Raw genomic sequence first — 23,934 nt, forward strand, 5'->3', positions numbered from 1 at the left:
GGGCCCGGGCCGCACTACCCAGAAGCGGCGCGCTAGTGATCCAGGCGCGGCCAGCGCCGGAGGATCCGCGTGGACGCGTGGCCACCGACGACGAGCAGCAGCAACGGGAGATAGCTCAACGCCGGGACGAGCACCGAGAGCAGCAACGCGACCCCGTCCACCACGGCGTCGACCGCCGCGGGGATCACGCTCGGCCGGAGCGGCGAACCCGGCGGCCGCTGCCGGCGGACCGCCGCCGCGAGCAGCGCCAGCAGGGCGGAGCTGACCAGCAGCGCCCCGATGTAGAGGATCTTCGTCGCGACCTGGTCGCCGGTCGCCGCCAGCAACGCGGTCGGGAACGGCAGGAACACGATCGTCAGCGCCCACGCGAGCAGGCACCAGAAGAGGTCGACCCGGTCATCGACCGCACCGCGCACGATCTGGTGCTGGGCCCGCCACAGCCGGGCGATGACCACGAAGCTGAGCGCGAAGGCGGCGAACCTGCCGGCGTGCTCCCGGACCACCTGCCAGACCGCGTCGCCGCTTTCCAGCTCGCCGGCCAGATCGACCAGCGGCAGGACGAGCAGGGTGAGCGCGATGGCCACGGCCGCGTCGACGAAGGTCAGCAGCCGATCGAGGTCACGGCTGCGTTCGATCGAATCCGGCGATACCACGCCGAAACCCTACCGTAGCCAGCCCGAACGGCCCCGGTCCGCAGCCGGCGGCACGCGCACGTGTCGGCCCCGCACGGTGCGCCCCGGCCCCTCGCCGCCCGAGCCCGCCCGCCCGGTACCGAGGCCGCCCCGGCGCCGGCCCGTACGGTGTGATTCTTGCCCCGGTCGCAGGCGGCCGAGGGCCGGTTAGGCTCTGCGGATGAGCGACCCGAACGAGATCATCCTGCGCCCGGTGGCCCGCGTCGTCGGCGGTCGGCCCGAGATGTACGAGGACCACTGGTACGACGTGCAGGCGGTCATCCGGTTGGCCGAGCGGTTCGAGCCGTCGGCGCTGCAGGGGCTGGGCGACTTCTCCCACCTGGAGGTCGTCTTCCAGTTCGACCGGCTCGACGAGGCGGACGCGCAGCGCGAGCCGCGGCCGCCGCGCAAGAGCCCGGACGGCCCGCTGCTCGGTGTCTTCGCACACCGCGGGCCGTTCCGGCCCAACCGCCTCGGTGTCTCGGTGTGCCGCTTGCTCTCGGTCGACGGTCGCGACCTGCACGTGGCCGGTCTCGACGCGCTGGACGGCACGCCGGTACTGGACATCAAGCCGTACCACGTCGAGTTCGGTCCGAGTGACCCGGTGCGCCAGCCGGCCTGGGCCACCAGGCTGATGGCCGAGTACTACCTGCCCTGACCGCACGGCGTCGGTGGGCGACAGTGGCGCGACGGGAGAACCGTGACTCCAGCACCGACAGCTGGCTGGCCGACGTGCGCAGCTCCTACGACACGGTCGCGGGCAGCTACGCCGAGCTGATGCGCGACTCGCTCGACACGGACCCGTACATCCGGATGGTGCTGGCGTCGTTCGCCGAGCAGGTACGCGCCGCGGGCGGTGGCCCGGTGGCCGACATCGGCTGCGGTCCGGGCCACGTGACGTGTCACCTGGCGGGGCTGGGTCTCGACGCGTTCGGCGTCGACCTGTCCCCCGGCATGATCGAGGTGGCCCGGCGGACGCATCCGGACCTGCGGTTCGAGGTGGGCTCGATGACCGATCTGGAGCTTCGCGACGGCTCGGTCGCCGGCCTGATCGCCTGGTGGTCGCTGATCCACGTCCCGGACGACGAGGTGCCCACCGTCTTCGGCCACTTCCGGCGGGTGCTGCGGCCGGGCGGGCCGCTGCTGCTCGGTTTCCACCTCGGCAACGGGTCCCGGCTCAAGACCCAGGGGTACGGCGGGCATCCGATGCGGGTGCACGTGCACCGCCGGCGACCCGCCCAGGTGGCGGAGTGGTTGCGGGAGGCCGGATTCGGCGTGCGGGCCGAAGTGGTACTCGCACCCGAGGAGGCGGTGCCGGGCGCGGTGCTGTTCGCCCGGCACCGCTGACCCACCGGTACCGGGTCGGGTCACGGGACGTGGACCGGCACCTCCACCTCGGCCAGCCGGTGGGCGAGGATCGGATCGGCCATGGCCGGCCCGGTGTAGCCGATCAGTGCACGCACGTCGCGAGCAGGTCGGAGAAGCCGGTCATGGTGGCCACCCCGCCGCCGTGCAGCAGCAGGAACGGTCGGGTGCGGTCCCGATCCGGACGGTGATCCGCGACGGAGCCGGCCTCGTCGAGGCGGACGGTGTGGTGCCTGGTGGGCCGCAGCGGATCCCGGTTCGACGCCCGGCCGGGCGCACTACCGGGTGGCGACGAGCGTGCCGGTGGCGCCCCGGTCGGCGTCGGTCATCAGGTGGCTGAGGAACGGGTAGTGGCCCGGTCCCGGCAGGGCGAACTCCACGAAACCACCCTGACCGGGTTGCAACGCCAGCGCCTGCGCCGCACCCCGGGACCTCTCGCCGGGGCGTACCAGGTAGCCGCCGTCGCCGTAGACCGTGTCGAACTGGGCGCCGACCACGTGGAACGCGATCGGCCGGGTCAGCCCGGCGTCGACCACCCAGATGCGCACCCGGCCATCTGCCTTCGCCGCCAGCGGCGCGTACCGGTACTGGTCGTAGTAGCCGTTGAAGACCACCGCGTCCGGCGTACCACGGCTCATCTTGGCCGCGTCGCCGGTACCGCCGTCGGGGCCGAGGTAGAGCTCGGCGCCGACGAGCACGTACTCGGCCGCAACCGGCCGCAGGTCGGGCGGGTCGATGACGATCGCCCCGTACATGCCGTTGCCGATGTGCTGGACCATCGGCGCGGTGGCGCAGTGGTAAAGGAATGCGCCGGCGTGTTCCGCGGTGAAGCGGTAGACGAGTCGCTGCCCCGGGCCGATGGTGCGCATCGACCGGTCCGGTGCGACCGAGCTGGCGTGGAAGTCGATCGAGTGGCCCAGGTCCGCGTCGTTGACCAGCGTGACGACGAACGTGTCGCCGACCCTGCCGTGCAGGGTCGGCCCGGGGACGGTACCGCCGAACGTCCACATGCGTTGGGTCACGCCCGGAGCCACGGCCAGCGTCCGATCCCGCACGGCCAGCGTCACCCGGTGCACCCTGGGCCCCGCCGCGGGCAGCGCCGCCGGGCGGGCCCGGAATCCGTGCCCGGGCACGGCATCGGGGGCGATGGTGGCGTCGTGCGTGGCGGTCGCCGGGTGGCCCGACACCCGGATCGTCAGCGTCATCCCGGCCTGCTTGTGGCCGGGCACGGTGCACCAGCCGGTCTCCCCGGCGTCGACCGGGCCCAGGTCGAGGCGCTGAGTGCCCCCCGGGTTCAGCATCCGGGTGGCCGGGCCGTGCGGGAAGGCCAGGTCGTGGCGTACCGCGCCGGAGTTGGTCACCCGCAGGATCAGCCGCGTACCGCGCGGCAGGGTGATGGTCGCCGGGACGATGTCCATGTCGACGAGGTGCACCGCCACCGTGCGCCGCTCGCCGGCCGTGGCCTCTCGCCGATCGCCCGAGTGCCGGCCGACCACGCCGATCAGGACGGCGGCGAGGACCAACACGCCGACGATGGACAGGCTCACCAGCAGCGGACCGCGGCCCCGGTCCGGCGCACGCGCACCGGCTGGTGCCGCGCCGGTCTCCCGGGCGCCGGGCGCGGTGTCGTCGGCGCCGGGCGCGGTGTCGTCGGCGCCGGGCGCGGTGTCGTCGGCGCCGGGCGCGGAGTCGCCGGCGTCGGGCGGGGTGTCGCCCGCGTCGAACGCGGAGTCGTGGGCGGGTGGCAGCTCGGAGGTCATGCGCAGCGACCCTCTCGTACGTGGGTGGGCGGCCACCGAGCCCTGGGGCGTGGGCTCGGTGACCCGTACCGCGCCGGTGCCGCGGCTGGCACCGTGGAGTAGTTTTCACTATGTCACTGATAAAAACAAGTTCGCTGACGTTGAGGAGCCGCGGTGCCGAGCGATCCGACCACCTCGTCGCTGACCCGGGTGCTGACCCGGGCACTGCGCGGCCTCGGCGAGGCCGGCTACCCCGACGACGCCAGCCGGCTGGCCGCCGCCGGCTGGGTGGCGCTGCGCCGGACCCACCCGGTCGAGGCGAGACAACTCAACGGACTGCTGCACTACCTGGCCAGGTTGCCCGAGCAGACCGAGCCGGCAACCGACGAACCGAAGGAGTCGACGGTGACCACCGAGGACAAGCAGTTGGACGTCCGCGCCGAGCTACCCGCCCGGCGGCACGAGCTGATCTTCGCCACCTACGCGGGACTCGCGCCCGGCGAGGCGTTCGTCCTGATCAACGACCACGACCCGAAGCCGCTGTACTACCAGTTCTCGGCCGAGCACGCCGACGCCTTCAGCTGGGAGTACCTGGAACAGGGGCCGGCGACCTGGCGGGTACGGATCGGCCACACGGGCGAGGGCGCGCCGACCGCCGAGGCCTAGGGGGCTGTTTCGGGGCCCCGGCCGAGCGAGGCGAGTCCCGTTTGTCTGCTCGCAAGGTGAAGGGCCGTTCGTGTGCCGGGCTTGCACACGGGCTGACCGACCACGCGGCGAGCGGGCAACCGGGGCCGCCGCGGCCGGCACGCGGGACTCCGAAACAGACCCAGGCATCGCGGCCTCCGCCCAGGCGGGCACATCGCCGCATCGACCGTCCGCGCACGATCCTCGTGGACGGTCGATGCGGCCCACTCTCGCCGACCGGAGCCCGAGCGCCGGGCCGGCAACACCCGCCGACCGGGTGGCGCGGGTCAGTTCCGGCGCCGCCGGGTCACCTGCATCGCCCAGCGATCGGGCCCCTCCCGCAGGTAGCGGAAGCCGAACCCGCCGGGGTCGAGGCGGTCGAGCCGGCGCCAGACCCAGCCGAGGTCGGATCCGGATCGCAACTCGATCCGGTCGCCGACGGGCAGTCGCAGCAGCCGCTCGCTGAGCGCCGCGATCGCGTGGTCTGCCGGCAGCGCGTCGACGTCCACCACCGGACCTTCGGTCAGCGCGTACCACTGGTGCCGGCGGCCGGTGAGCAGCGCGGTCGCCGTCGCCGGATGTGGTGTGCCCGCGCCGGCGACCAGCGACTCCTCCACCTCCAGATGCCGCTTCAGCTGCGCGACCAGGTCCCGCACGGTCGCGACGAGACGGGCCGGCCTCCAGTCCGGCCCGCCCGCGGCCGCGCCCGCCAGCAGGTCGACCAGGCGGCGCAGCCGCACGTGGTCGTCACCGAGCCGAGCGAATCCGGCGTCGGCCGGGCCGGCCGGGAACAGCAGCCACTCCTCGTCCGCGGCCTGCCGCAGGACCTCCGTGCGCAGGTAGCCGACCAGCGCAGCGAGCTCGGCGCGCGGCCAGCGATGCGGCAGCGTGGCGAGCACCGCATCGGCGCGCAGCGTCACCTGTTGCAGCAGGAGTTCGTGCTCGCCGGCCAGGGTGCGTGGCCCCGTGGCCGTTGCTGTCGCCCCCGGTTGCGGTGCCACCTGCCGGTCCTGGTGGGTGATCACGAACCTCACCTCCGCACGGTTTCCCCCAACGCTTCGTGGCGTTCCGGCGATGGCGGCGTTGCGGGCGGTGTACCCGGTCGGCCGCGCGAACCCGCCGGCTGCGAAGCGATTTCCACTAAGTACAATTCTTATTGTATCTACTGCCACGAGTGAGGTGCGGACGGTGACGTGGCCGGATTCTCACAATCTCACCGGTCCCGATGGTCGCGGCGCCGAGCTGGACGAGCTGGCCCGGCGCCGGGGCGCAGAGCAGGTCGAGCTGGCCGAGCTGGCCGAGACGTTGCGCGACTTCGTCGACGCCAACCCGGAGTTCGAGGTGCCGATCGACCGGCTCGCCACCTGGCTGGCCCGGCTCGACGACGAGGACGACGGCTGACGTCGGTTGTTTCACCGATGCGTTCGTGTAAACATGGACGCATGGGGGCACGGGAGTCGTTGCGCGATGCCGACGGGCCAACCGCCGCGGGCGGCAGTCGCGCTCGTGTGCTCGCCCTGCTGCAGGAGTCGGGCCGGCCGTTGAGCGTCAGCGAGCTGGCCGAGCAGGTCGGGCTGCACCCCAACACCATCCGGTTCCATCTCGACGGCCTGGTCGAGGCCGGCGCCGTCGAGCGCACCGCCGAGGATCGCGATCAACCGGGACGGCCCCGCACGCTCTACGCGGCCCGCCCCGATTCGGCCCGTGCCGGCCAGCGCAGCTACCGGCTGCTCGCCGAGATCCTGGCCAGCTTCGTGGCGGCCGAGACGCCGCAGCCCGCGCAGGCGGCGACCCGGGCCGGCCGGGCCTGGGGCCGCTATCTCGCCGAGCGGCCGGCGCCGTTCCAGCGGCTCGACGCCGACTCGGCATCCGCACAGCTGGTCGCCACGCTCGACGACATCGGGTTCGCCCCCGAACCGGTCACGGCCGGCCGGCGGCGGCAGATCCTGCTGCACCACTGCCCGTTCCGGGAGGCGGCCGAGCAGCACCGCGACGTGGTGTGCGCCATCCACCTCGGGCTGATGCAGGGGGTGCTCAGCGAGATCGACGCTCCGCTGACGGCCGATCGGCTCGACCCGTTCGTCGAGCCGTCCCTGTGCGTGACCCACCTGACCGCCGGGAAGGCCCGGTCGGCCAGTGACCGCGGGCGCCACTGACCACCGCCGCGCTTCCGCGCACCTGCGGCACTTGCTCGCCATCTGCCGCGCCGACCCGTACCGGCCACGTCGGCACGGCGACCGGCAGCCCGCCGCGGTGCGTCATCGCGTGCCGACGCTCCCCCGGCACGCCGACGTGCAACCGCCGGTCGAGGTGCGCCGCACGGGTCGATGCACCCACCGCGAGCCGACGCGTCGGCCGCCGCAGCGGATCCGGATCGTCACCGTCGGGCCGGGCCGTGACCCCGGCACGTCACTAGTTTATACTAGCTCTACTAGTAAAAACTAGCGGACGACCAGTCCGCGGTGCGGGTCATCGCCCCAGGAGGTGTCGACCAGTGACCGCTCCACCGACAGCCGAACCCGACCCGCGCGCACCGAACCCGGACGAGCACGGCGACAGCGACCCGTTGCCGGTCACGGCGTGGCTGGCCGCCGGGCAGGACGCCGAACCCGACCCCTTCCTGTACCGGGAACTGCTGCGCGAGGTCATCGACCCCGAGCTCGGCGTCAACATCGTCGACCTCGGCCTGGTGTACGGCATCCGGGTCGCCGACGGCCTCGCGCGAATCCGGATGACGCTGACGACGCCCGGCTGCCCACTCGGCGCGTACCTCGACGACGAGGTACGCGCGTGCCTGTGGGCGGCGCCCGGCGTGGCGGACGTCGAGGTGCAGGTCGTGTGGGATCCGCCCTGGCGACCGGAGATGATGAGCGACCGGGCCAAGGCCCAGCTGGGGTGGAAGCTCTGATGCCGCGGACGGTCACGCTGGCCGCACCCGCTCGCCGCCGGCCCCGGTGGGTACCGCCGCTGATGGCGGCCGCGGTGGTGTGCCTGCTCGTCGGGTTGTGGGCCGGCCTGCTGCATCTCGGTCTGGCCCTGCCTGCAGGGCGCGACGGCATCGCGGCGACGCACGGTCCGCTGATGGTGCTCGGTTTTTTGGGTACCTTCATCGCGCTGGAGCGCGCCGTCGCGCTCGGCACCACCTGGGCGTACCTCGCCCCGGCGGCCACCGCCGCCGGCGGCATCGCGGTCGCCGCCGGCGCACCCGGCGGGTCGGGTCCGGCGCTGGTCACCGCCGGCGGGCTCGGACTGGTCGCGATCTTCGTCGTCATCCACCGGATCCAGCCCGCGCTGCACAACACCGTCCTGGCCGCCGGCGCCGCCTGCTGGCCGGTCGCCGGCGCGCTGTGGCTGGGCGGCTGGGACGTACCCCGGTTCGTTCCGTGGCTGGCGGCGTTCCTGGTGTTGACGATCGCCGGCGAGCGGTTGGAGCTGTCCCGCCTGGTCGGCGCCACGAGCACGGCCCGCCGGTTGTTCGCTGCCGCCGCGGGCGTGCTCGCGGTCGGGCTGCTGGTGTCGCTGGTGGCCGAACCGGCCGGGGTACGCATCGTCGGCGTCGGCCTGGTCGCCGTCGCGTGCTGGCTCGGCTACCACGACATCGCCCGCCGCACCGTACGGATCGCGGGCCTGCCCCGCTACATCGCCGTCGCGCTGCTCACCGGCTACGGGTGGCTCGCGGTCGCCGGCGTGCTGTGGATCGCCGTCGGCCGGCTGACCGGCGGGGCCGGGTACGACGCGATGCTGCACGCGATCTTCCTCGGCTTCGTGATCTCCATGATCTTCGCGCACGCGCCGGTCATCGTCCCGGCGGTGCTCGGCCGCTCCCTGCCGTACCGACCGGTGCTGTACGTCCCGCTGGTGCTGCTGCACGCCACGCTGGTGCTGCGGATCGTCGGCGGCGACCTGGCCGGCAACCACACCGCCTGGCAGTGGGGCGGTTCGCTCAACGAGGTCGCCCTGCTGCTGTTCCTCGTCCTCGCCGCCAGCCTGGTCGTGCAGGCCCGGCACGACCGCGCCGCGCCGCGCCGGCGCCGTACGATCCCGCCGATCGCCTCCGCCCGACCGCGTTGATCATGGCGGGACGACGGGTGCACCCGCTTGCCGCGCGAGCCGCCGCCACGCTCGACGCGGGTCGGCGGCGGGGCCGGCGCGGGTGCCGGGGATTCAGCTGCGGGCCAGCTCCGCGAGCACGTCACGCGCGGTCCGCGGCTCGCGGCCGAGGATCGCGGCGAGCAGCGGATCGGTACCGGCGAAGAAGCCCCGGCGCGCCGCCTGGTACATGCCGAGCAGGAACCGCGCCATCCGCTCCTGCTGACCGCCGGCGACCTGGCGGGCGACCCACTCGTCCTCCCCGACGACCTCGAACCCGATCGGCCGGCCGGTCAGTTCCGCGGCGGTCGCGGCGAGCTGCGCGAAGGTGGGCGCCGCGGCGGCGGTGAGCGTGATCGGGCCGTCGTACCCGCCGTCGCTGGCGAGGACGGCGGCGGCGGCTTCGGCGAGGTCCTCGCGGGCGGTCCAGGACACCGGGCCGTCGCCGGGCACCGCGACCACGCCGGTCTCCCGCCACGGGCCCAGCAGCCAGGCCAGGCTGTGCGCGTAGAAGCCGTTGCGCAACGAGGTCCAGGCGAGGCCGGACTCGGCGAGCAGCAGCTCGGTCGCGGCGTGGTCGTGGCCGGGGCCGAACGGGCTGTCGAGCGCCGCGCCCTGGTGGCTGGTGTACGCGATGCGACCGACCGCCGCCTTGACCGCGGCGTCGATCGCAACCCGGTGCAGCCCGACCGCGTCGGCCGCGGGGTCGCTCGAGGACACCAGCAGCAGCTGGTCGGCGCCTTCGAACGCGGTCGGGAGCGAATCGGGTTCGCGGTAGTCGCCGTAGCGCACCTGGACCCCACGGGCGGCGAACCGCCACGCCCTGGCCGGGTCGCGCACCACCACGGCGAGCTGGTCGGCGGGCAGCGTGCGCAGCAGTCGGTCGGCCGCCGCGCCGCCCAGCGCGCCGGTCGCTCCGGTGATGACGATCATGAACTGACCTCCTGTTATCAATGGAAGCAAGCTCACCGTATCATCGGAAACAGCTCGATAGCAAAGGGCCGTTATCGTTGGTTACATGAGCGAGGTGACCGACAGCCGCAGCCGGACGCGGTCCAGGATCGTCGCCGTCGCGGCGCGGCTGCTCCAGCAGGAGGGCCCCGCCGCGGTCACCACCCGCGGAGTCGCCGAGGCCGCAGGCATTCAGGCGCCGACCATCTACCGGCTGTTCGGCGACAAGGACGGGCTGCTCGACGCGGTCGCCGAGCACGTGATGGCCGAGTACGTGTCGGCCAAGGCCGCGACCGTGCGCGCCGCGTCGGCCGCCGACGTCGATCCGGTCGACGACCTGCGCGTCGGGTGGCAGCGTCAGATCGCCTTCGGCCTCGCCAACCCCGCCCTGTTCCGGTTGCTCAGCGACCCCGACCGGGTGCTGCTCTCCCCCGCCGCGCAGTCCGGCAAGCGGGTCCTGGAGACCCGGGTACACCGGATCGCGGCGGCGGGCCGGCTACGGGTCGGCGAGCGGCACGCGGTCGACCTGATCCAGGCCGCCGGGATCGGGGTGATCCAGACCCTGCTGGGCACCCCGGCCGACGACCGCGACCTCGGTCTCGCCGACAGCATGTTCGACGCGGTACTGGGCCAGATCCTCACCGACGCACCGAACCGCGCCGGCGGCGCGACGACGGCCGCGGTGGTCGCCTTCCGTGCCGTCGCACCCGACCTCGACGCCCTCACCGCCGCCGAACGCGAGCTGCTCACCGAGTGGCTCGACCGCGCGATCGACACCCCGCCCGCGACCGGCTGAGGCCGCCCGCGCCGGGCCGGTCACCGACCTCACCCTGACCGACCTCGCCACCGAGGCCACCCGCTGGCCCGGCGTCCGGCTGACCCCGACGACGCGCCGTGACACCACCCGAAGGTGGCCGGTCTGTCTACTGTAGACAGTTGTGGATCGCCTGCCCGTGCGGTGCCACGCTGGAGATCGGCGGGCACACCGCCGGGACGCCTGGGTCACGTCGTACCCGCGGCGATGCGTGGGCCCCGCAGGCGACGGCGCCCGTCACGATCCTGCGGTGACACCGTCGCGGAGCGCGGTGAACAGCCGTTCCAGCCGTACGCCGTGGCTTGCCTGCACGGTGCTTGCCGGCTCGCCGGCGAGGAGGCGGCGCGCGGTCTCCACCAGTACGGCGGTGTAGCCGGCGACGAAGAACGCGGCGAGCAGTGCCGGGTCGGCGGCGGAGTCCGGGTCGTGTTCGAGTTCCTCGGCGAGCGTGGCCTGAAGCTCGGCCCCGATCGCCCGCGCCCGGGCAACCAGCGCGGGTGACGCCGCGACCGTCCGGAAGAAGGGGAGGGAGAGCTCGGCGAGGCCGGAGAGCGGGTGCCGGGTGTCGAGGAGCCGGAAGCTCGTCTGGCGCAGGGCCGCCAGCGGGTCGACACCCGGTGCCCGGTCGCGGACGGCGGCGCGCAGCACGTCGGCGGCGTCGGCCGCGCGGTCCATGAACAGGTCCTCCTTGCGCGGGAAGTGGTTGAAGACCGTCACGCTGGAGACCCCGGCCGCACGCGCGATCTCGGCGACCGTGACCGCGTCGTACCCGCGTTCGAGGAACAGGCGGTTCGCGACCGCCAGGATGCGCGCCCGCGTCTGCGGACCTCCCCGCGCGCCGGATCTGGGCATCCGCCCTACCTCCTTGTGCGACTAAATTTAGTCAGTTAACCTAGTGTGCACCACCACCGGCCATGATTGCCGACGCTGCCCGCGGGTCGCCTCGGCGGAGGGGAAGGCCCATGCAGCCACGGCCGACGAACACCCACGACGGGTCGCGTCGATGCCGCGCCGTCGCCCGGCTGCACCGCATCCCGGGCGCAACCGGTGCGGGCGGGAGGGACTCGTGAAGGCGGTCGAGTTCGGCCGGTTCGGCGGTCCGGACGTCCTGGAGATCGCGGAGATCCCCGAGCCGCACCCCGCGCCCGGCCAGGTCCGCATCGTCGTGCGCGCCGCCGGCGTCAACGCGAGCGACTGGAAGCAGCGCCAAGGCCTGATGGACCAGGAACTTCCGCAGTTGCTGGGCCACGAGGCGGCGGGCATCGTCGACGAGCTCGGTGACGGTGTCACCGGCGTCGCCCTCGGCGACCGCGTGTTCGGCTTCTCCGCCACGAGCGGCGCCCAGGCGGAACTGGCGGTGCTGTCGCACTACGCACCCGTCCCGGCGGCACTCGGCTTCGCCGAGGCCGCCGCGCTGCCCGCCGCGATCGAGACGGCGGCACGTGCCCTCGACCAGCTCGGCGTCGGTGCCGGCGACACGACCCTCGTCAACGGCGCCTCCGGCACCGTCGGCAGCGCCGCCGTCCAGCTCGCCGCCGCCCGCGGCGCGCGCGTGATCGGTACCGGTAGCCCGGCCACGCACGAGCTCCTGCGCACGCTGGGCGCCGAGCCGGTCGCGTACGGCACCGGGATGGCAGAACGGGTCCGCGCGCTCGCGCCCGGCGGCGTCGACCGCGCGCTCGACGTGGCCGGCAGCGGCGTCCTGGCCGAGCTCGTCGGGCTCGCGGGCGGCGCGGATCGCGTGGTCACGGTCGCCGACTTCGCCGGCGCGCAGCGGCACGGGGTGCGGTTCAGCCGAGGCGAGGACGGCCGCGCGCTCCACGTGATCACCGAGATCGGCGAGTTGATCGACACCGGCCGGTTCACCGTCCTCGTCGGGCGGACGTTCCCGCTGGCCGAGGTGGCCGAGGCGCACCGCGTCGGCGAGGCCGGCCGGGTGCGGGGAAAACTCGTCCTGCTGATCGACTGAGTCGGCGTGGGCGGCACCGACCTCGGCTCCGCCGAGGTCGAGTCGTCCGGCAGCACCGCCGCGCGATCCCGACGAGCCGGTGACTCAGCGGCGGCCGGGTACGGGGATGCGGTCCAGATCGGCGGCGACCACGACGGTGCCGCCGAAGTGGCGGGCGGCCTCCGCCCGGAAGGCGGCCGGATCGTCGTAGCGCTGGGAGAAGTGGGTGAGCACCAGCGTCCGGACACCGCACTCGGCCGCGGCGCGCGCGGCCTGGCCGGCGGTCAGATGCCCGTACGCGGCGGCGAGGTCGGCGTCGGCATCCAGGAACGTCGACTCGACCACCGCCAGGTCCGCGCCGTCGAGCAGCGCGCCGACCCCCTCGCAGAGCCGGGTGTCCATCACGAACGCGAACCGCTGGCCCGGGCGGTGTTCACTCACCTCGTCGAGGGTGACGGCACGGCCGCCGACCTCGATGCGGCCGTCGGCCTGCAGCCGGCCGACCTGCGGTCCGTGCACTCCGGCGGCGGCCAGCCGGTCGGGGAGCATCCGGCGACCGTCCGGCTCCTCGATCCGGTACCCGAACGACTCGACCCCGTGGTCCAGCCGCCGCGCCGACAGGGTGCCGAACGCACCGGTGCCGATCACCCCGTCGGCCTCGACCGGTTCCTCGCGCAGGTCGGCCGCCTCGTGGTACACCGAGGCGTACCGCAGCCGGGCGAAGAACTCCCGGCCGCTGGCCGGGTAGTGCGCGTACACGGGATGCCGGACCCGGTCGAGCGACATCCGCTGCACCACGCCCGGTACGCCCAGGCAGTGGTCGCCGTGGAAGTGCGTCAGGCACAGCCGGGTGAGGTCGGACGCGGCGAGCCCGGCATGTGCGAGCTGGCGCTGGGTGCCGTCGCCCGGGTCGAACAGGAACCCCTCCCCGTCCCAGCGCAGCAGGTAGCCGTTGTGGTTGCGGGCCCGGGTCGGTACCTGGCTCGCGGTACCCAGGACGACCAGCTCACGAGTCGACATGGCGCGACGATACGGCGCCGGTCGGCTAGCGACGCTGCCGCGCCGCGTTCTCCTTCTGGACCAGCCGCACCGCCAGCTCCCGGACCTTGATGTTGTGCCGCTGCGAGGTCTGGGCCAGCATGGCGAACGCGGCGGTGGTGGTCAGCCGGTGCCGTTCGGCGAGGATCCCGGTCGCCTCCCCGATGCGCTGCCGGCTGCTGATCGCTTCGGTCAGGTGCGCCTGTGACTGCGCACCGGAGAGCGCGACGGCGGCGTGCGAGGCGAAGACCAGGCCGGTGTCGCACGCCTCTTCGCCGAATCCGTGTGCCTGGCGGGAGAACATGTCGAGAGCGCCGAGACTGCCGCGGTCGGTGAACAGCTGGAAGCACAGCATGCTGCGCACGCCGCGATCGAGCGCCTGAGCGCTGAACCGGGGCCAGCGGGTCTCCTCGGCGAGATCCTCGCTCGACACGGTGTGCTGGTTCCACATCGCGTGCAGGCACGGTCCCTCCCGCAGCTCGTACTGCAGCTCGTGCAGGTCGTAGGCCAGCTGGTTGGAGGCGGCGGGGGTCTCCAACCGGCCGTCCCGGTGCACCAGGCACACCCCGACCGACTCGCAGCCGGGGATCGTCTCGACCGCCAACCGGCAGATCTCCTCCACCGTGGCGTCGACGCCCTTGCGCTGGCTCAGCGCCCGTGCCATGTCGGCGAAGATCTGCATCAAGCCCGGTTCCACGGGGCTCATGGGCACTCCTCCTCGACCGTTGCCCGCCCGCCGAGTCGCGCCGGCCGCCGCCGACCCGGTACCGCTGCCGCACGGTACGGTCCGCGCACCTGCGGCGCGCCCCGTGGCGAGGCGTCGAGGCCGACCTCGACGTCGGGCCGTCGGGTGAGGACTATCCCGTGCCGGTCGCGGCAAACGAACGAGGTTGCGGCGCAGGCGCCACAGGCGCAGGCGCCACACCGCCGCCGGACAGGTGCCGGGGGCACCTCGCCGCCGTCACGCCACCGGCGCGAGCGGCGGGGCAACCGCCTCCTCCGGGCACGAGTAGCAGCGCAACCTACGGATCATCCCGATTTCCCGAGCCTGCTGCACGGCGGGCCCGGCGACCAGCCGTAGCTGCCCGCCGAGTTGCTCGACGAGCAGCGCGGCCCGGACCAGGTACCGCAGCCCTTCGGCGTCGACCCGGGACACCTCGGACGCATCGACCACCACGACCAGCGCACGGCCGGCTGCCTCGACCGCGGCCGCGCACAGCCCATTGCCGCCCCCCTGATCGATCGTCCCGGAGATCTCGATCAGCGGGCAGCCTCGCACCACGCGCTGCCGGATGAAAAAAGACGACGACTCGGACATCGCACCCCCACGGCACTCCAACACCAGGGGCGGGCACACTGCCTGACCACGCCACCGCACAAGACGCCCACCGCTTTTTGCTCTCCCCCGGTGGGTGTCGCAGAAAGAATACCCACGGGCCAGCTCCACCAAACACCCTTTCCAGCGAGCCGGTGTCGTGGACCAGGTCGGGGCAGAACGCGCCGTCGTTCAGCCTGGCCGCTCGACCAGGCCGGTCGTGGTGATCTCGGCGGCCAGGTCGCGCAGCTTGACGTTGCGTTCCTGCGAGATGCGGCTCAGCAGCGCGAACGCGGCATCGGAGCTGATCTTGTACCGCTCCATCGCGATGCCCTTGGCCTGACCGATGAGGTCTCGCGACTGCAACGCCGTGGTCAGGTTGGCGATCCGGCGTGCGCTGCCGAGGGTGACCGCCAGCTCGGCGGCCACCGCGATCGCGGCGCTGCGGGTGCCGGCGCCGAACTCGCCCGGCCGGGAGCAGTAGACGTTGAGGACGCCGTCGCCGCGCTCGGTGGGCAGTCGGACCGACATGATCGCGTGCACCCCGTTCAGCACGGCGCGCGGCGCGAACTCCGGCCAGACCGCTGAGGCATCGAGGTCGGTGCAGGTCACCGGCTCGTCGGCGGACAGCGCGTCGAAGATCGGCCCCTCGCTCAGCATGTACTGGAGGCCGTCCAGCCGGCGTGCCAGCGGGTGCGCGAGAGCCACCGTCCACGGTCCCACGTCGTCGACGAGGGCGATGCTGACGAAGTCGGCTGTCGGAATGCCGGCAGCGGCGGCTGCCACCGCGGCCGGCAGAATCGTGTGGTCAGGCATGGTACGAAGGATGTCGACGGACCGGACCGGGCCGGTCGACGACGATGTCCTGGTATCGGCCACGAAATCCCCCCGGACAGAACTAGGGCGTTCGTCAGGTCGCCGAGGCCACGCTCGACGGGCGGCGTGCGGCACTGCGCAGGCGGTCTCGGCTGCCGCCATGGTAGATCGGTTCTCGCGCATCTGCAGCCGAGTGACGCGCAACTCCCGCCCGATCCGGCGATCACGGCTCGGGCATGCCGGCCGGACAGTACCGCCGGGAGTCGGCGCGGCGTCGGGTGCGGCCCTGCCGGTCGAGCAGTTCCAGCAGCGGCACGGCAACCCGGCGGGTGGTGCCGAGCGCCTGCCGGGCCGCGCTGAGCGTGAACGGTTGCGGCAGGCCGGCCAGTATCGCGACCGTGGCGTCCGGGGCTCCCGGGGCGACGACGACCCCGGCGGCCAGTTCGACCAGGCGACCGGCGCGCACGGCGGCGGCGAGCTCGCGCGGACCGAGCCGCAGCCGAGCCAGTTCGTCGGCGGTCGGCGCGGCCCACGGCTGCGGCATCCGCGCGATCAGCGTGGTCACCGCCAGCTCGACCGGTTCGGGCAGTTGCGCCCCGCACCGTGGCGGGGTCAGCCGGCCGGCCGCGACCGGCAGGTGCCCCTCCGCCAGTGCGAGGACCAGCGCGGCGCTGGGTAGCCGCAACGTACGGCAGGCCGCGCTGACGGGCAGGCCGGCCGACAGCGGGTCGTTCCGGGCGTGCCGGTCCACCTGCTCGGCCAGCGCGTCGCGCAGCCGTTGCCAGAGCTCGGGATCGGCGAGCCACCCGTCGACGGCGCCGCCACGCGCCGGATCGGCCGGCAACACCTCGGCCGCCCCACCACGTCCGGGGGCGGCGGGCGGGCCGGCGACGGAGCCGCCCGGCTCGGCGTCCGGCGACTCGACCGGAACGCCGATGGCGGTCAGGTCGGCTGCTCGGGCGAGCCCACGGCGGCGCAGTTCGCCGGGCAGGTCGGGCCGGCCGGTCATGCCGGCCAGCTCGGCGGCCCGGTCGACCGGGCGCCGCGGCCGGTCCACGACGCCCGCGTCGCCCGGACGCGGCCGGCCCAGCGGCGGCGGCGCCGGGTCGAGGACCGTCGCCCCGGCCACGATCCGGTGCCGCCCCGGCTCGCGAAGGATGAGCCGGTCGCCGATGCGCAGCGGCAACGGCGTCGGAACCCGGACCCGGGCGGTGTCCGCGCCGAGCCGGCGCACCTGTACCGGCAGCGCCGCCGCGCCGACGTGCAGGTGCAGCTGCCGGGGCGGCGGCTCGGCGCACCGGGTCAGCCGGACGTCGACGGCGGTGGTACCCCGCCACCGGCCGGGCGCGAGCAGCACGGCGCCGCGCGGCACGTCGGCGGCGTCGACGCCGCGCAGGTTGAGCGCCACCCGGGCCACCCCGCTGGCGGACGGGACCGGCTCGTCCAGGCACTGCAGCCCGCGTACCGTGACCGTCCGGTCGTGCGGCGACAGCAGCAGCGTGTCGCCGACGCGGACGGTACCGGCGGGCAGCGTCCCGGTCACCACGGTGCCGGCCCCGCGAATGGTGAACGACCTGTCGATCCACAGCCGTACGTCGGCCTCCGGTGCGGGCGTCGGCAGCCGGCGTACGAGCGCCGCCAGCGCTGCCCGCAGCTCACCGAGGCCGGCCCCGGTGGTGCCGGACACCGCAACCGCGGGCAGACCGGCCAGCGGGGTGTCGGCCAGCCTCTCCCGGGCCGCGGCGATCGCCCCGGCCGGCGCCGCCCGGTCGCAGCGGGTGATCGCGAGCACGCCGTGCCGGACGCCGAGCGCGGCCAGCGCGGCCAGGTGCTCCTCGGACTGCGGCATCCAGCCCTCGTCCGCGGCGACCACGAACAGCACCGCCGGTACCGGCCCGACGCCGGCGAGCATGTTGGTCACGAAGCGGGCGTGCCCGGGTACGTCGACGAACGCGACGGTGGCGCCGGAGGCCAGCGTGGTCCACACGTACCCGAGGTCGATGGTCAGCCCGCGGCGGTGCTCCTCGGCCCAGCGGTCCGGTTCCTGCCCGGTCAGCGCGCGCAACAGGGTGGACTTGCCGTGGTCGACGTGCCCGGCGGTGGCGATCACCTGCACCGCGCCACCGCCAGTACCGCGTCCGCGACGAACCGGTCGTCGGCCGGGTCCACGGCGAGCACGTCCAGCAGGCAGCCGTCGTCGGCGATGCGGCCCAGCACGGCGGGATCGCCGGCCCGCAGCGGTTCGGCGTACCGGGTGGGCAGCCGGACGGTGGCGCTGGCCAGCCGCACGCCGGGCGCGCTGCCGCCGCCGACCACCCCGTCACTGGGCTCGGCGGTGGCGTCGATTCCGTTGGCGCGCAACAGTTCGGCGAGCCTTTCGGCCCGGCGCAGCCGCTCGTCCGGGGCCGCGGCGAGCGCCACGGCGATCGGCGGGGTGGGGCCGCGCAGCGTCGCCTCCAGCGCCGCCAGCGTCAGCTTGTCGGCCCGCAGCGCCCGGTACAACGGATGGCGGCGCAGCGATTCCAGCGTCGCCGCGCGACCCAGCAGTACCCCGGCCTGCGGGCCGCCGAGCAGCTTGTCCGCCGAGAAGCAGACGAGATCCGCCCCGTCGCGCAACGCGGTCGCTGCGTCCGGCTCGTCCGGCAGCAGCGGCTGCGGCGCGAGCAACCCCGAACCGAGATCGGCGAGGACCGGTACACCCAGACCGGTCAGCTCGTCGATGCCCGCCTCGGCGGTGAAACCGGTGATGGTGAAGTTGGACCGGTGCAGCTTGACGATCAGCCCGGTGTCGGCGCCGACCGCGGCGCGGTAGTCGGCGGCGGTCGTGCAGTTGGTGGTGCCGACCTCGCGCAGCCGCGCGCCGGTGCTGGCGATCAGGTCGGGCAGCCGGAACCCGTCGCCGATCTGCACCAGCTCGCCGCGGCTGAGGACGATCTCGCGGCCCGCGGCGAGCGCGGTGGCGGCCAGCACGACCGCGGCCGCGTTGTTGTTGACCACCAGCGCCGCCTCGGCGGCCGGTACCGCGGCGCGCAGCGCGGCGAGCGTTCCGGCGCCGCGCACCCCCCGCCGGCCGGTGTCCAGGTCGAGCTCCAGGTCGGTGGTGCCACAGCTGGCGGCGACCGCGGCGCGCGCCGCCGCCGACAGCGGCGCCCGACCGAGGTTGGTGTGCAACAGGACCCCGGTGGCGTTGACGACCGGCCGACCGGTGGCGGCCCGCGGCGGCAGCGCGGCGAGCACCGCGGCGGGTACCGACTCGGGTGCGAGCGCGCCGTCCCGGCAGCGCTGCTGCACCCGTGTCACGGTGGCCTTCACCAGGTCCCGGCCCAACTCGGCGACCCGCGCCGCGACGGCCGGGTCGGCAAGCAGCGCATCGGTGCGCGGCACCCGCCGCCGCGGCTCGCCGGTCCTGACCGCGCGGGATGCCGTCGGCACCGCCTCGCCGCCGCGCGGCACCATCGGCTCGCGGGCCGTGTGGTCGCGGTGCGCCGCCGACACCGGGGCGTCCGGGTCGTACTGCGGGGCCGGCGGCCTCGCGGCCATCTCGTCGCGGTGCGGCGGCATCTCCTCAGCGCACCCGGATCACGGCGTCGCCGCGCGGGACGAGTTCACCGATCACCGGCACGCCGGGAACCGCACCGGCCAGCAGCAGGCCGCCGGAGGTCTGCGCGTCGGCGAGCAGCAGCGCCTCGTCGGGCGACACCGCGGACAGATCGCAGTGCGGGGCCACCCAGTCGAGGTTGCGCCGGGTACCGCCGGGCACGTACCCGGCCGCGACCGCCTCCCGCGCGCCCGCGAGGTACGGCACCGCGCGGTGGTCGAGCACCGCGGAGACGCCGGACGCGCGGCACAATTTGTACAGATGGCCGAGCAGCCCGAAGCCGGTCACGTCGGTACCGCAGTCGACGCCGGCCGAAACCGCCCGCTGCGCCACGTCCCGGTTGAGTTCGGTCATGGTGGCGACCGCATCCGGGAACGCCTCGCCGGTCGCCTTGTGCCGGTTGTTCAGCACACCGAGGCCGAGCGGCTTGCTCAACACCAGCGGCAGGCCCGGCCGGCCGGCATCGTTGCGGATCATCCGGGCCGGGTCGACCAGACCGGTCACGGCCATCCCGTACTTGGGTTCCGGATCGTCGATGCTGTGCCCACCGGCAAGGTGGCAGCCCGCCGCCGCGGCCACGTCCGCGCCGCCGCGCAGCACGTCGGCGGCCAGGTCCCAGCTCAACACGTCGCGGGGCCAGCACAGCAGGTTGAGCGCCACCAGCGGCCGGCCGCCCATCGCGTACACGTCGGACAGCGCGTTGGCCGCCGCGATCCGACCCCAGTCGTACGGGTCGTCGACGACCGGGCCGAAGAAGTCGGTGGTCGCGACCAGGCCGGTCGACGCATCCAGCCGCACCACCGCGGCGTCGTCGCCGTTGTCCAGCCCGACCAGCAGCTCACCGACGGTCGGTGCGGCCGGCCCGGCGACCGTCAGCCCGGCAACCAGTTGCTCCAGCTCGCCCGGCGACACCTTGCAGGCGCAACCGCCGCCCCGCGCGTACTGCGTCATCCGCGTACCGGTCACCGTCATGGCTTCGACCCTGTCACGTCCCGCACCGGCGTGTCCGCTTTTCGGCCCGAATCGCGCGGGTGCACGATGGATGGTGACGGCACCGGCGCACCGGCGTCGGGACCGTGGAGGCGTATCCGGCCTGGTGACCGGCGCGGTCCTCAACACCGTCGAGGCCGAGCAACTCGACCTGGCGGGTTCGATTCCCGTCCGCCTCCGCACCGCGCCCGCCCGGTCGCCGCCCCGGCGGCCGGGCGGGCGCCCGCGACTCCCCTGCCGCGCCGATCACCGGCCCTCGTCCTCGTCCTCGTCGTACTCGTCCTCGTCCTCTTCGTCGTACTCGTCGTCGTCCCGGGGGCGGCGACGGCGCGGCTCCTCCTCGTCTTCGTCCTCGTCCTCGTCGTCCTCGTCCTCGTCCTCCTCGTCCTCGTCCTCGTCCCGAGAACGGCCACGCCGGGGCTCCTCCTCGTCCTCGTCGTACTCGTCCTCATCCTCGTCGTCGCGCTCGTCGTCGTCGCGCTCGTCGTCCTCGCGCTCGTCGTCGTCGCGCTCGTCGTCCTCGCGATCCTCGTCGCGCGCGTCGTCGTCGCGATCCTCGCCCTCGCCGTCGTCGACGACCTCGCCGTCGCGAATCTCGCCCCGCCAGCCTTCCTGGCCGGCCTCCGGATCGGTCATCAGGAAGTGACGGAACAGCTTGAGGTCGAGGCGGGCCCGGCGGCCCTGCGAGCGCCACAGGTTCCCGGTCTTCTCGAAGAACCCGCCCGGGATGTACTCCAGCACGACGAGGATCCGGGTCAGCCGCTCGTCCAGCTCGTGGAACGTGACGACGCCGTTGACCACGCCCTTCGGCCCCTCGGAGGTCCACGCGATGCGCTCGTCCGGGACCTGCTCGCTGATCTTCGCCGTCCAGTTGCGGGTCGACCAGAAGACCTTCGCCTTCCAGGTACTCGTGACCTCGTCTTCCTGGTTGACCGCCTGCGCGCCCTTGGACCACTTCGGCACGTCCTGCAGCTGGGTCCACTGGTTGTACGCGGTCTTGAGCGGGACGCCGACGTCGAGGTCCTCGATGATCTTCATCGACTTCTTCCCGCCGCCACCGCCCTTGCCGCCGCCACCGCCGCCCAGGGCCTGCTTGACCTTGCCGCCGATGCCTTTTGCGCCGGCCTTCAACGCACCGGTGACGGGGTTGGAGCCGCCGGCGACCTCCTTGATCGTGCCGCCGAGCAGCCCGCCGGGCCCGCCGTTGCCGTCGGCCATGTCGGTCAGCTTCTTGGTCGACTCGCCCACCTTCTCCGCCACCTTGCCCAGCGCGTGCTTTCCCTGCGCCGACAGGTAGTCCTCGAACTCGCCGAGCAGTCGTTCGGCGGCCGGGTTGCGCGCCGCGACGTCCCGGATCCGCCCGATCATGTCCTGCAGACCGGTCGATTCGCTCACGATGATGTCTCCTTTTCGACGCCGGCAGACGAAACCGCGGGGTCAGTCGTCCGCGGATCCGCGCCGGGACCGCGACCGCCCGGTACGGGTCGAGCTGCGGCTGCTGCTGGATCGGGTACCACCGGACGAGCTCTTGGCCCGGGTCCCGGACGTCGACGAGCCGCCCGACTTGGTGCTGCGCGACGCCGTGCTGCGCGATCCGGTACCGCGCGACGACGTGGAGCTGCGGCGGCGCGGGCGGGGCGGCTGCTCGTCGGCGTCGGACTCACCGGCACCGTCCTCCGACCCGGCTTCCGCATCGGGTTCGGCGTCCTCGTCGGCCTCGCTCTTCTTCGCCGGGCGGCGACGTGCGCCGCCCGCGGACCCGGCTCGCTTGCTGCCGGCCCGGGAGCCGCGGCGGGCCCGGCCCGCCTCGTCCTCGTCCTTGGGCTCCTCCTCAGGCTCCTCCTCGGCCTCCTCCTCGGCCTCGTCGTCGCCCTCCTCGCCGGCCTCGTCCTCGGGCTCGCTCCGCTTGCCGGCTCGCGAGCCGCGACGGCGGCGACCACGGTCCTCGGGCTCCTCCGGCTCACCCTGCTCGTCGGAGTCGGACGGCTCGCGGTCCTCCTCGTCCTCCGACTCGGCTTCCGCACCGCCACCGGACAGCACCTGGGTCCGGTCGTGCAGCCGATCGGCGAGCTGGTTCATCCGGTTCTCCGCCATCGACAGCGCGGCGCCCTTGCCTGCGGTGACGAGCTTCTCCCGGACGTCGCCGGTCAGCTGCTCGACGCCGGGAGTCGCCGACAGCATCGACAGGGCCTCCCGGGCGAGCCGCTTCGGGTCGAAGTCGAACTTGCGACCCAGCAGCCACGCGCCGAGCATGATGGCGAGCTTCGTCTTCTTCCGTCGCCCCAGCAGGTACCCGCCGGCGACCGCGACGGCCACCTTGGTCGAGTTGTTCATCGGCTCCTCCTCACGGAGTCATCTGTGCCAGCGGCCTCGAGCCGGTCGAGAAGCTCGTCCTCGGCGGCGTCGAACTCGGCCTCGCTGATCTCGCCGCGATCGACCGCGTCGGCCAGCCGGCCCAGTTCGGCGCGGATTGCGGCCGGGTCGTAGTACTCGCGGCGAGCCGCCTGGTCGATCTGGTCGGCCACCCAGGCGACGCCGCGGACCGGCGCCAGCGGCAGCGTGAGCAGTCCGGTCAGCAGGCCCATCACGGCTCACCGCCCTCGTCCGGCACGAAGCTGTACGGGGGAAGCGGCCCGGTGCAGCGCACCTCGCCGTCGGTGCGCAGCTCGTGGGCGAGTTCGTGCACCGCGCCCTGGAACGGTTCGAGCTGCTCGTCGGTGACCAGAAAGCTCGCGTTGACCGCGGCGCCCGCGGTCGGCGGCGCCGGCGCGGTCCGCCGGGCCAGCGGGGTCAGGGTCGTCACGAGGCGATCTGCGTCGGCGCGCAGCGCCGCCTCCACCGCCGTCGCCACCGCCTGGCCGAGCCGGACCCGGCCCTCGTAACCGGTGTCGCCGGCGCCGCGTTCCCGGAGTACGGCCGGGTCGGTGTCGGCCACCCGCCGCACCACGGCGTCCTCGTCGGTCAGCAGCTTGACGTTGTACTCGGCTGCCCCCGCGATCTCGCGCAGCGCCGAGAGATAACGGTCCGCGGCCTCGCGCAGCTGCTCGCGCAGCGCGTCGTCGTCCGGGGCCACCACGCCGAACCGCATCGGCAGTACGGTGCCCTGCTCGGCCAGTGCGGTCAGCACCCGGTGGTGGGCCGCGAGGTCACGGCGCTTGGCGCGCAACCGCGGTGGTGCCGCGCCGACCACCGCGGCGACCGGTTCGGCCACCACCCGGCGCACCGGTTCCGGCTCCGCCCCGACGCCGGTCAGCTCGTCCAGCTGGCACGGATGGTCGGCGGCCACGATGCCGAACACGTAGGTGCCCTCGGAGTCGGTGGCCGTCGCCGCGGAGTCCGCGTCGGCCGCGGACGGCACGTCGGGCGGCGACCCGTCGCCGCCGAGGGCTCCGGTTGGCTCGCTCATGAGCCGCCCTCCTTCGTCGGATCGCTCCCGGGGCGCCAGCCCCGGATTCGCGCACGCACGCTCATGAGTCGTCCTCGTCCCGGCTGCGGCTGCGGCTGCGGCTCCGGGTCGGGCGAGCCTTGCGGGACGACGAGTCGTCGTCCTCGCCTCGGCCGTGCTTGAACGCCTCCGACACGGTCTCCGCGGCGCCGCTCAGCGCGCCCTTGGTCTTGCCGTGCGCACCGCTCTGGGTCATGTCGTCGACCAGCTCGGGCAACGTCGAGCTGTCCTTGTTCTGCGTCAGGTCCAGCCGGTTCACCCGCTCGGCGAACCGCAGGTACGTGTCGACGCTGGCGATGACGATGCGGGCGTCGATGGTCAGCAGCTCGATCCCGACCAGCGACACGCGCACGTAGATGTCGATCACCAGCCCCTTGTCGAGGATGAGTTCGAGCACGTCGTACAGGCTGGACGGGTGCGGCGCCCGGTCGATGCTCTGGTTCTGTGAACTGAGGGTCATGAGATGCTCCT

General features: G+C 73.9%; 26 protein-coding genes and 1 tRNA gene. 10 read left to right on the plus strand and 17 right to left on the minus strand.

The features are described from left to right. Positions 1 to 32: 32 nt before the first annotated feature. Positions 33 to 653 carry a TMEM175 family protein gene (locus Asera_RS28725; protein ID WP_051801401.1) on the minus strand — a complete coding sequence of 207 codons (621 nt, stop codon included), beginning with the start codon at positions 651 to 653 and terminating at the stop codon, positions 33 to 35. Positions 654 to 852: 199 nt separating this feature from the next. On the opposite strand from Asera_RS28725, the gene Asera_RS28730 reads away from it, so the two are divergent. Continuing rightward, positions 853 to 1,329 (plus strand): SAM-dependent methyltransferase, encoded by a 477-nt coding sequence (locus Asera_RS28730; protein WP_030444049.1) that lies wholly within the window; start codon positions 853 to 855, stop codon positions 1,327 to 1,329. A 23-nt stretch (positions 1,330 to 1,352) separates the two neighbouring features. Further along, positions 1,353 to 2,018, plus strand: coding sequence for a class I SAM-dependent DNA methyltransferase (locus Asera_RS28735; RefSeq protein WP_030444048.1), 666 nt, complete (start codon positions 1,353 to 1,355; stop codon positions 2,016 to 2,018). Positions 2,019 to 2,314: 296 nt separating this feature from the next. On the opposite strand, the gene Asera_RS28740 is transcribed toward Asera_RS28735, so the two are convergent. Next, positions 2,315 to 3,796 carry a multicopper oxidase domain-containing protein gene (locus tag Asera_RS28740; RefSeq protein ID WP_051801399.1) on the minus strand — a complete coding sequence of 494 codons (1,482 nt, stop codon included), beginning with the start codon at positions 3,794 to 3,796 and terminating at the stop codon, positions 2,315 to 2,317. Positions 3,797 to 3,949: 153 nt separating this feature from the next. On the opposite strand from Asera_RS28740, the gene Asera_RS28745 reads away from it, so the two are divergent. Then, complete coding sequence (locus Asera_RS28745) at positions 3,950 to 4,441, plus strand: DUF2249 domain-containing protein (RefSeq protein WP_211255432.1); 492 nt, start codon at positions 3,950 to 3,952, stop codon at positions 4,439 to 4,441. Between the two features lie 305 nt (positions 4,442 to 4,746). Here the strand turns inward: Asera_RS28745 and Asera_RS28750 are convergent, their stop codons facing one another. Then, a complete protein-coding gene (locus tag Asera_RS28750; protein WP_030444045.1) occupies positions 4,747 to 5,493 on the minus strand; it encodes a hemerythrin domain-containing protein in 747 nt (248 codons plus the stop codon). 208 nt (positions 5,494 to 5,701) lie between these two features. Between Asera_RS28750 and Asera_RS28755 the strand changes: the two genes are divergently transcribed. The 4 genes from Asera_RS28755 (at position 5,702) to Asera_RS28770 (ending at position 8,530) form a co-directional block, all read left to right on the plus strand. Further along, positions 5,702 to 5,860: a DUF6104 family protein gene (locus Asera_RS28755; protein WP_425305992.1), complete on the plus strand. Its 159-nt coding sequence runs from the start codon at positions 5,702 to 5,704 to the stop codon at positions 5,858 to 5,860. 41 nt (positions 5,861 to 5,901) lie between these two features. After that, the gene (locus Asera_RS28760) at positions 5,902 to 6,615 is read left to right on the plus strand and encodes a helix-turn-helix transcriptional regulator (protein ID WP_030444044.1); all 714 of its coding nucleotides are present in this window, start codon (positions 5,902 to 5,904) and stop codon (positions 6,613 to 6,615) included. 338 nt (positions 6,616 to 6,953) lie between these two features. After that, a complete protein-coding gene (locus Asera_RS28765) occupies positions 6,954 to 7,367 on the plus strand; it encodes a metal-sulfur cluster assembly factor (protein WP_244844064.1) in 414 nt (137 codons plus the stop codon). Continuing rightward, a complete protein-coding gene (locus tag Asera_RS28770) occupies positions 7,367 to 8,530 on the plus strand; it encodes a hypothetical protein (RefSeq protein ID WP_030444042.1) in 1,164 nt (387 codons plus the stop codon). Before Asera_RS28765 ends, Asera_RS28770 begins: the two co-directional genes overlap by 1 nt. Positions 8,531 to 8,623: 93 nt before the next feature. On the opposite strand, the gene Asera_RS28775 is transcribed toward Asera_RS28770, so the two are convergent. After that, positions 8,624 to 9,481 carry an NAD(P)H-binding protein gene (locus Asera_RS28775; RefSeq protein ID WP_030444041.1) on the minus strand — a complete coding sequence of 286 codons (858 nt, stop codon included), beginning with the start codon at positions 9,479 to 9,481 and terminating at the stop codon, positions 8,624 to 8,626. 85 nt (positions 9,482 to 9,566) lie between these two features. On the opposite strand from Asera_RS28775, the gene Asera_RS28780 reads away from it, so the two are divergent. Then, entirely contained in the window at positions 9,567 to 10,295 is a 729-nt protein-coding gene (locus Asera_RS28780; protein WP_030444040.1) for a TetR/AcrR family transcriptional regulator, read from the plus strand. Between the two features lie 255 nt (positions 10,296 to 10,550). Here the strand turns inward: Asera_RS28780 and Asera_RS28785 are convergent, their stop codons facing one another. Continuing rightward, positions 10,551 to 11,165 (minus strand): TetR/AcrR family transcriptional regulator, encoded by a 615-nt coding sequence (locus tag Asera_RS28785; protein WP_030444039.1) that lies wholly within the window; start codon positions 11,163 to 11,165, stop codon positions 10,551 to 10,553. Positions 11,166 to 11,379: 214 nt separating this feature from the next. On the opposite strand from Asera_RS28785, the gene Asera_RS28790 reads away from it, so the two are divergent. After that, positions 11,380 to 12,282, plus strand: coding sequence for an NADP-dependent oxidoreductase (locus tag Asera_RS28790; RefSeq protein WP_030444038.1), 903 nt, complete (start codon positions 11,380 to 11,382; stop codon positions 12,280 to 12,282). 84 nt (positions 12,283 to 12,366) lie between these two features. On the opposite strand, the gene Asera_RS28795 is transcribed toward Asera_RS28790, so the two are convergent. From Asera_RS28795 to selD, 7 genes are all read right to left on the minus strand, one after another. Further along, positions 12,367 to 13,281 carry a ribonuclease Z gene (locus Asera_RS28795; protein WP_030444037.1) on the minus strand — a complete coding sequence of 305 codons (915 nt, stop codon included), beginning with the start codon at positions 13,279 to 13,281 and terminating at the stop codon, positions 12,367 to 12,369. A gap of 25 nt (positions 13,282 to 13,306) precedes the next feature. Then, complete coding sequence (locus Asera_RS28800; protein WP_084130827.1) at positions 13,307 to 14,005, minus strand: GAF and ANTAR domain-containing protein; 699 nt, start codon at positions 14,003 to 14,005, stop codon at positions 13,307 to 13,309. 255 nt (positions 14,006 to 14,260) lie between these two features. Beyond that, on the minus strand, positions 14,261 to 14,617 hold the full coding sequence (locus tag Asera_RS28805) for an STAS domain-containing protein (RefSeq protein ID WP_157034580.1): 357 nt from the start codon (positions 14,615 to 14,617) through the stop codon (positions 14,261 to 14,263). Positions 14,618 to 14,806: 189 nt separating this feature from the next. Next, the gene (locus tag Asera_RS28810; protein WP_051801395.1) at positions 14,807 to 15,430 is read right to left on the minus strand and encodes a GAF and ANTAR domain-containing protein; all 624 of its coding nucleotides are present in this window, start codon (positions 15,428 to 15,430) and stop codon (positions 14,807 to 14,809) included. A 223-nt stretch (positions 15,431 to 15,653) separates the two neighbouring features. Then, on the minus strand, positions 15,654 to 17,546 hold the full coding sequence (gene selB / locus Asera_RS28815; protein WP_035295037.1) for a selenocysteine-specific translation elongation factor: 1,893 nt from the start codon (positions 17,544 to 17,546) through the stop codon (positions 15,654 to 15,656). Then, positions 17,537 to 18,886 carry an L-seryl-tRNA(Sec) selenium transferase gene (gene selA / locus Asera_RS28820; protein WP_051801613.1) on the minus strand — a complete coding sequence of 450 codons (1,350 nt, stop codon included), beginning with the start codon at positions 18,884 to 18,886 and terminating at the stop codon, positions 17,537 to 17,539. The genes selB and selA overlap by 10 nt, the downstream gene beginning before the upstream one ends. Positions 18,887 to 18,995: 109 nt before the next feature. Beyond that, positions 18,996 to 20,000, minus strand: coding sequence for a selenide, water dikinase SelD (gene selD / locus Asera_RS28825; RefSeq protein WP_030444031.1), 1,005 nt, complete (start codon positions 19,998 to 20,000; stop codon positions 18,996 to 18,998). A gap of 106 nt (positions 20,001 to 20,106) precedes the next feature. On the opposite strand from selD, the gene Asera_RS28830 reads away from it, so the two are divergent. After that, positions 20,107 to 20,200, plus strand: a tRNA-Sec gene (locus Asera_RS28830). 64 nt (positions 20,201 to 20,264) lie between these two features. Here the strand turns inward: Asera_RS28830 and Asera_RS28835 are convergent. From Asera_RS28835 to Asera_RS28855, 5 genes are all read right to left on the minus strand, one after another. Beyond that, positions 20,265 to 21,413: an SRPBCC family protein gene (locus Asera_RS28835; protein WP_030444030.1), complete on the minus strand. Its 1,149-nt coding sequence runs from the start codon at positions 21,411 to 21,413 to the stop codon at positions 20,265 to 20,267. A gap of 42 nt (positions 21,414 to 21,455) precedes the next feature. Further along, positions 21,456 to 22,352 carry a hypothetical protein gene (locus tag Asera_RS28840; RefSeq protein WP_051801393.1) on the minus strand — a complete coding sequence of 299 codons (897 nt, stop codon included), beginning with the start codon at positions 22,350 to 22,352 and terminating at the stop codon, positions 21,456 to 21,458. Continuing rightward, complete coding sequence (locus Asera_RS28845) at positions 22,349 to 22,603, minus strand: gas vesicle protein GvpG (protein ID WP_030444029.1); 255 nt, start codon at positions 22,601 to 22,603, stop codon at positions 22,349 to 22,351. The genes Asera_RS28840 and Asera_RS28845 overlap by 4 nt, the downstream gene beginning before the upstream one ends. Next, positions 22,603 to 23,424, minus strand: a complete 822-nt coding sequence (locus tag Asera_RS28850; protein ID WP_051801391.1) for a GvpL/GvpF family gas vesicle protein — start codon at positions 23,422 to 23,424, stop codon at positions 22,603 to 22,605. Before Asera_RS28850 ends, Asera_RS28845 begins: the two co-directional genes overlap by 1 nt. 61 nt (positions 23,425 to 23,485) lie before the next feature. Beyond that, entirely contained in the window at positions 23,486 to 23,923 is a 438-nt protein-coding gene (locus Asera_RS28855) for a gas vesicle structural protein GvpA (protein ID WP_030444027.1), read from the minus strand. Between the last annotated feature and the right edge of the window lie 11 nt (positions 23,924 to 23,934).

It is taken from the genome of Actinocatenispora sera, from assembly GCF_018324685.1.
GTDB lineage: Bacteria > Actinomycetota > Actinomycetes > Mycobacteriales > Micromonosporaceae > Actinocatenispora > Actinocatenispora sera.

What these genes read in the sequence shown, in the direction of transcription:
- Asera_RS28845 (WP_030444029.1), bottom strand. Translation starts at nt 22,603, where the DNA reads ATGGGCCTGCTGACCGGACTGCTCACGCTGCCGCTGGCGCCGGTCCGC.
- Asera_RS28855 (WP_030444027.1), bottom strand. Translation starts at nt 23,923, where the DNA reads ATGACCCTCAGTTCACAGAACCAGAGCATCGACCGGGCGCCGCACCCG.
- Asera_RS28810 (WP_051801395.1), bottom strand. Translation starts at nt 15,430, where the DNA reads ATGCCTGACCACACGATTCTGCCGGCCGCGGTGGCAGCCGCCGCTGCC.
- Asera_RS28730 (WP_030444049.1), top strand. Translation starts at nt 853, where the DNA reads ATGAGCGACCCGAACGAGATCATCCTGCGCCCGGTGGCCCGCGTCGTC.
- Asera_RS28840 (WP_051801393.1), bottom strand. Translation starts at nt 22,352, where the DNA reads ATGAACAACTCGACCAAGGTGGCCGTCGCGGTCGCCGGCGGGTACCTG.
- Asera_RS28740 (WP_051801399.1), bottom strand. Translation starts at nt 3,796, where the DNA reads ATGACCTCCGAGCTGCCACCCGCCCACGACTCCGCGTTCGACGCGGGC.
- Asera_RS28760 (WP_030444044.1), top strand. Translation starts at nt 5,902, where the DNA reads ATGGGGGCACGGGAGTCGTTGCGCGATGCCGACGGGCCAACCGCCGCG.
- Asera_RS28785 (WP_030444039.1), bottom strand. Translation starts at nt 11,165, where the DNA reads ATGCCCAGATCCGGCGCGCGGGGAGGTCCGCAGACGCGGGCGCGCATC.
- Asera_RS28800 (WP_084130827.1), bottom strand. Translation starts at nt 14,005, where the DNA reads ATGAGCCCCGTGGAACCGGGCTTGATGCAGATCTTCGCCGACATGGCA.
- Asera_RS28780 (WP_030444040.1), top strand. Translation starts at nt 9,567, where the DNA reads ATGAGCGAGGTGACCGACAGCCGCAGCCGGACGCGGTCCAGGATCGTC.
- selA (WP_051801613.1), bottom strand. Translation starts at nt 18,886, where the DNA reads ATGGTGCCGCGCGGCGGCGAGGCGGTGCCGACGGCATCCCGCGCGGTC.
- Asera_RS28805 (WP_157034580.1), bottom strand. Translation starts at nt 14,617, where the DNA reads ATGTCCGAGTCGTCGTCTTTTTTCATCCGGCAGCGCGTGGTGCGAGGC.
- Asera_RS28795 (WP_030444037.1), bottom strand. Translation starts at nt 13,281, where the DNA reads ATGTCGACTCGTGAGCTGGTCGTCCTGGGTACCGCGAGCCAGGTACCG.
- Asera_RS28775 (WP_030444041.1), bottom strand. Translation starts at nt 9,481, where the DNA reads ATGATCGTCATCACCGGAGCGACCGGCGCGCTGGGCGGCGCGGCGGCC.
- Asera_RS28770 (WP_030444042.1), top strand. Translation starts at nt 7,367, where the DNA reads ATGCCGCGGACGGTCACGCTGGCCGCACCCGCTCGCCGCCGGCCCCGG.
- selD (WP_030444031.1), bottom strand. Translation starts at nt 20,000, where the DNA reads ATGACGGTGACCGGTACGCGGATGACGCAGTACGCGCGGGGCGGCGGT.
- Asera_RS28850 (WP_051801391.1), bottom strand. Translation starts at nt 23,424, where the DNA reads ATGAGCGAGCCAACCGGAGCCCTCGGCGGCGACGGGTCGCCGCCCGAC.